This window comes from Rhizobacter sp. P3_B12 (assembly GCF_056402895.1).
Genome location: NZ_JBFUGN010000440.1, coordinates 1 through 4,933, shown reverse-complemented (window position 1 = coordinate 4,933; position 4,933 = coordinate 1). Strand labels below are relative to the sequence as shown.

Below are 4,933 nucleotides of genomic sequence, written 5' to 3'. Positions count from 1 at the left end.
GGCTTTCGTCGAGAGCCTGGCCACCCCGCGCAAGATCCAGATCATGGTCAAGGCCGGCGCGCCGGTCGATGCGGTGATCGAGCAGCTGATCCCGCTGCTGTCACCCGGCGACATCGTGATCGACGGCGGCAACAGCCTCTACACCGACACCGAGCGTCGTGATGCCTACCTCGCCAGCAAGGGCCTGCGCTTCATCGGCGCCGGCGTCTCGGGCGGTGAAGAAGGCGCGCGCAAGGGCCCGTCGATCATGCCGGGCGGGCCGGCCTCGACCTGGGAGGTGATGCAGCCGATCTTCGAGGCGATCTCGGCCAAGGTCGACGGCGAGCCGTGCGTGATCCACATCGGCCCGGGCGGTGCCGGCCACTACGTGAAGATGATCCACAACGGGATCGAGTACGGCGACATGCAGCTGATCTGCGAGGCCTACAGCCTGTTCAAGGCGGCGGGTTTCACGACGCAGGAGATGGCGGCGATCTTCAACCAGTGGAACGAGGGCGAGCTGCAGAGCTACCTGATCCAGATCACCGGCAAGGCGCTGGAGCAGGTGGATGCCGAGACCGGCAAGCCGATCGTCGAGCTGATCCTCGACAAGGCCGGCCAGAAGGGCACCGGCCAGTGGACGCTGCTGAACGCGGCCGAGAACGCGGTGGTGATCAGCACGATCAATGCGGCGGTCGAGGCGCGCGTGTTGTCGTCGCAGAAGAAGCAGCGCGTGGCGGCCAGCAAGCAGCTGCAGGGGCCGAAGGTCGACCTGTCGCCGGTGAAGGCGCAGCTGGTGGCCAAGGTGCACGACGCGCTGTATGCGTCGAAGGTGATCAGCTACGCGCAGGGCCTGGACCTGATGAAGACGATGGGCGAGAAGAAGGGCTGGGGGCTCGACCTCGGCCGCATCGCCGCGATCTGGCGCGGCGGCTGCATCATCCGCGCGCGCTTCCTGAACCGCATCACCGACGCGTACCGCAGCAACCCGCAGCTGACGAACCTGATGCTGGACCCGTTCTTCAAGGACCTGCTGAACCGCACGCAGCAGAACTGGCGCGAGACGGTGGCGCTGGCGGTGACGAACGGCATCCCGGTGCCGGCGTTCAGCGCGTCGCTGGGCTACTACGACAGCTACCGCTCGGAGCGGCTGTCGGCCAACCTGCTGCAGGCGCAGCGCGACTTCTTCGGTGCGCACACGTACGAGCGCATCGACAAGCCGGAGGGGACGATGTTCCATACCGAGTGGCCGGAAGTGATCGGCTGAGGAGCAACGACATGAAGCACATCTTGCGCACCACGTTGTTGATGGCGGGTCTCATCGCCGGTGCCGCGGGCACGGCCCGGGCCGACGAGGAGCCGTCGAAGATCGACCGCGCGGCCTCGGCCGTCGGTCATGCGGCGTCGACCGCGGCGACGAAGACCGGCAGCGCTGTGAAGCACGCGGCCGAGGTCACCGGGGCGGCGATCCAGAAGGGCGCGGAGAAGACCGGCGCAGTGGTGCGCAAGGGGGTCGAGAAGACCGGCGAGGTGATGAAGCGCGGCGGGGAGAAGCTGCAGTCTTCTGCGAAGTCTGCATCTTCGAGCGACTGACTCGCACTGATCAGCGCCAGCTGGTCGACAGCATCGCGAAGCCCAGCAGGTTGACGGCGACCGTGACCCAGAACACGCGCCGGAACGATGCCTTGGCGGACTTGTGGCGCAACCACCGCTGCGCGAGCAGCGCACCCGGCCAGCCGCCGGCGAGCGACAGCAGGTGCAGCGTGCGCTCGGGTGTGCGCGGCCCCCTGCGGCGCGCTGCGGATTTGTCGATCGCATAGACGACGAACGTGATCAGGCTCAAGCCGGCATAGGCCGCAGCGATCCAGAGCAAGGGCCAGCGGGTGTTCATCGTTGATTCAGGAGAGTGTGGCGCCGGATCGTACGTGACACTCCCGTATTGACGCAGCCTCCTCTTGGCAGTCAAATCGCCGCTCTCCATGGCACCTCATCAGGTGCATCCGGAGACGAGCGCTCGCCACACGGCATCCAACGCTCCCCGGCGCAACTCCCTCGCGCCTTCCCCCTGAAGTACAGCGTCCGCGCTTGCTCCGACATGAACCGGAGCGACGCGGGTTCGACCACACGTGCCATTCATGGCACGCCTCGTCTGACCGAGGAGAAATATGCTGAACATCGATGTCCAGGGCTTGGTCGTGGACGGTCGCATCGTGAGGGCCATACGCCCTGCCATCGAGCGAGCGCCGATGTTGATCATCAGAGGGCTCATCGTGCACCAGACCGGCGGAGGCAGCGCTCAGTCCGCACTGGAGAGCTACCAACGCCAATCCGCAAACGGCGCCCACTTCCTGATCGACAAGGACGGAACCCTCTACCAGACCGCCTCGTTGCGCAAGCAAACCTGGCACACGGGCAAGCTGAGGAGCCGGTGCATGCTGGAGGCACGCTGCTCAACTGCGGAACAGCGGCTCAACAACAGCTTCAACCCATCGCAAGAGAATGCAAGAGAACAGCTCAAGTCGGTTCCCAATCGATATCCGTCGAATGCCGATGCCATTGGCATCGAACTTGTCGGCGAAGCCTTGCCACGCGGAGGAAGCACGCCCGATGCGCTCAAGACCTACGAGCCGGTCACGCCAGCGCAGAATGCCGCCTTGCAATGGTTGATTCAGGAACTGTCGAACACACTGAACATCCCGCTCTCAGAGGTGTTCCGCCATCCAACTGTCTCTCGCAAGAACCCAACCGAAGCCAGTACCGCACGATGGTGAAACACTGCATCGCGTCACTTCTTCTCGCATTCAGCGCCGCCGTTCAGGCCGGCGGCAACGGCTGCACCGCGGGATCCGAATTCGAACCGCCGCTGTGTCCGATCCACTTGCCCAGGATCAAGTCGGTCACCGTGGAAGCGAATGCGGTCAAGGCATCGACAGAGACCGACCCGGCTGTYGACTGCGCCTCGTTCAAGCTGGGCGAGCGGCAGGTCCGTCGCTTCCTCGCTCGCTCGAAGCAGGCCGACGCGAACGACGCGCATCACACGCTGGATTGGTCGCCCTGTCATGCGACGGGAACGATCACGTTCGTGGATGGCAGCTCAGCACACTGGAGCATCCATCAACTGCGCAGTGGAACGCTGACATTCGATGGTGGCGCCACCATGCTCCTCCATTGCCGCCACTGCGGATTCAAGCCCTTCCTGTGACCTGAAACAGCAGGCGGCCCACGACAAGTCCATCAACGACAGCAGGTACAGACGTACTCGCAAACGTTGTCTGTGACAGGACCCTCTTGGCACAGCCTTGTGCTTCACGTGTAATCCACCGGCCGCGTCGTCGAAGCAGTCGTCCTTGGCAGTTGAGAGGGTGTGATGGCGCGGATCGATCCACCCACTCAATCGACCCCTTCAATGAAGACGACAACGCCTCCTGCTGCGGCAATCCATGAAGCCCGAACGATGAGCCTCTACACCATCATTGTCGAGTTCATCGGAGGCACCTATGTTTTTCAAGCCAGCGCCGACAACGAAAGATCAGCGCTGTCGTCCTGGTGCAAAACGGTTCGCATCAACATGGATTTCGGACCTGACTCCTGCCGCCTGGCCGAAGAAATCGAACATGAAGCGAACGCGGCACGACTCTCCCTTCTCGATGGGCTTCAGTCGGCCTGGAGCTTCACGACGAACTTGAACGAGCGGCTGATACTGGGGCATGTGGTCAAGACGGTGCCACCTCCGGCCTGAACCTCATCACGCGAAGTCACGGCCGCGGCCCCACGGCCTCCACCGGACACGCCGCCCTCGCCCCCACCACCGGCCTCGGTGGACACCCCGCCAGCGCAGGCTCCGCCACCAGCCGCTGATCCCACGCCGCCCCGCCCGCCTTCGGCTGCAGCGACACCCCCTCGACGAACAGCCCCTCCGCCGACGGCAGCACCACGCTGTGCCGGTCCAGCCCGGTCGCCTCGCGCCAGCGCTCCAGCCCGACCTTCACGACCCGCTTGTCTTCCCAGCTGAACACCCCCGGCGCCCCGGTGCGCATCGCATACACGTTGCGGTCGATCACCAGCGTGCGCGCGTCGCTCATCGCCTCCGAGGTGATGCGGATGAACGGCAGCTTCGCGCCRCCGACGATCAGGTTGTTGGTGATCGACACCTCGGTGCCGCCCTGGTGGATCTCCGACTCGTTCGACACCAGCACCGACCCGTGCGTCAGCAGCCCGGTGTTCCAGCAGGTGTTGTTGTGGATGCGCGGCCGCCATGACGACGAGGTCGCGAGGCAGGCCCAGCCCACCTCGCTGATCACGTTGTCGCGGATCACGCCGTCGTAGGTCTCGTACGGCCCGTCGACCAGCCGGTCGTCGTCGGTCTCCTGCCCCAGCATGATCGCGTTCGACCAGGTCCGCTCGACACGGTTGAATTCGAACACCGTGTTGCGCGAGTTGCCCTTCGCATAGAGGCCGATCGACGGGATGTCGTGCACGTGGTTGAAGGCCACCCGCGTGCGGTCCGCACCGACGATGTCGATGCCCTGCGCGTTGTCGCCGATCTTCGCGTTCGGATGGTGGATGCGGTTGTGCAGGATCTCGACGTCGTCCGCGGTGCGCACCAGCTTCACCACATCGACCCGCGAGCAGCACAGGTCGTTGTCGAGCAGCCGCACATGCGGCGTGTCGATCTTGATCGCATAGCCCTCCTCCTGCCCGTCGGCGCTGCCGCGCACCTCCAGCCCCTGCACCTGCCAGTACATCGCCTGGCACACCGTGCCCTTCGGCGCCTCTTCGTCGCAGGTGCGGTGGTAGAAGTAGATCGACGGCCCGCGCCCCGTGCCCTGGATCACCGCACGCTCCTTCGCGTACGCGCGCAGCGTGATCCACGCCTCGGCGGTGCCGGGGTTGCGGATCACCGCGCCGTCGTAGGTGCCGGCGCGCAGCTCGATGATGTCGCCGGGCTTCACGC

Annotated in this window: 7 protein-coding genes; 5 read left to right on the top strand and 2 right to left on the bottom strand. The window is 65.1% G+C overall.

Annotation, left to right across the window (positions count from 1 at the left end; all coding sequences use genetic code 11):
• A partial coding sequence (gnd, locus tag AC1D01_RS20685; RefSeq protein WP_477869589.1) for a decarboxylating NADP(+)-dependent phosphogluconate dehydrogenase occupies positions 1–1,246 on the top strand: 1,246 nt, incomplete at its 5' end.
• A gap of 11 nt (positions 1,247–1,257) precedes the next feature.
• A complete protein-coding gene (locus tag AC1D01_RS20680; RefSeq protein WP_477869587.1) occupies positions 1,258–1,572 on the top strand; it encodes a hypothetical protein in 315 nt (104 codons plus the stop codon).
• A gap of 10 nt (positions 1,573–1,582) precedes the next feature.
• Here AC1D01_RS20680 and AC1D01_RS20675 read toward each other — a convergent pair whose 3' ends face one another.
• Entirely contained in the window at positions 1,583–1,870 is a 288-nt protein-coding gene (locus AC1D01_RS20675) for a DUF1294 domain-containing protein (protein WP_477869585.1), read from the bottom strand.
• A gap of 274 nt (positions 1,871–2,144) precedes the next feature.
• On the opposite strand from AC1D01_RS20675, the gene AC1D01_RS20670 reads away from it, so the two are divergent.
• From AC1D01_RS20670 to AC1D01_RS20660, 3 genes are all read left to right on the top strand, one after another.
• Complete coding sequence (locus AC1D01_RS20670; protein WP_477869583.1) at positions 2,145–2,750, top strand: peptidoglycan recognition protein family protein; 606 nt, start codon at positions 2,145–2,147, stop codon at positions 2,748–2,750.
• A complete protein-coding gene (locus AC1D01_RS20665) occupies positions 2,744–3,181 on the top strand; it encodes a hypothetical protein (RefSeq protein ID WP_477869581.1) in 438 nt (145 codons plus the stop codon). Before AC1D01_RS20670 ends, AC1D01_RS20665 begins: the two co-directional genes overlap by 7 nt.
• A gap of 252 nt (positions 3,182–3,433) precedes the next feature.
• The gene (locus tag AC1D01_RS20660) at positions 3,434–3,718 is read left to right on the top strand and encodes a hypothetical protein (RefSeq protein WP_477869579.1); all 285 of its coding nucleotides are present in this window, start codon (positions 3,434–3,436) and stop codon (positions 3,716–3,718) included.
• Positions 3,719–3,734: 16 nt separating this feature from the next.
• On the opposite strand, the gene AC1D01_RS20655 is transcribed toward AC1D01_RS20660, so the two are convergent.
• Positions 3,735–4,933, bottom strand: a 1,199-nt coding sequence (locus tag AC1D01_RS20655; RefSeq protein ID WP_477869577.1) for a right-handed parallel beta-helix repeat-containing protein, incomplete at its 5' end; no start/stop codon positions are given.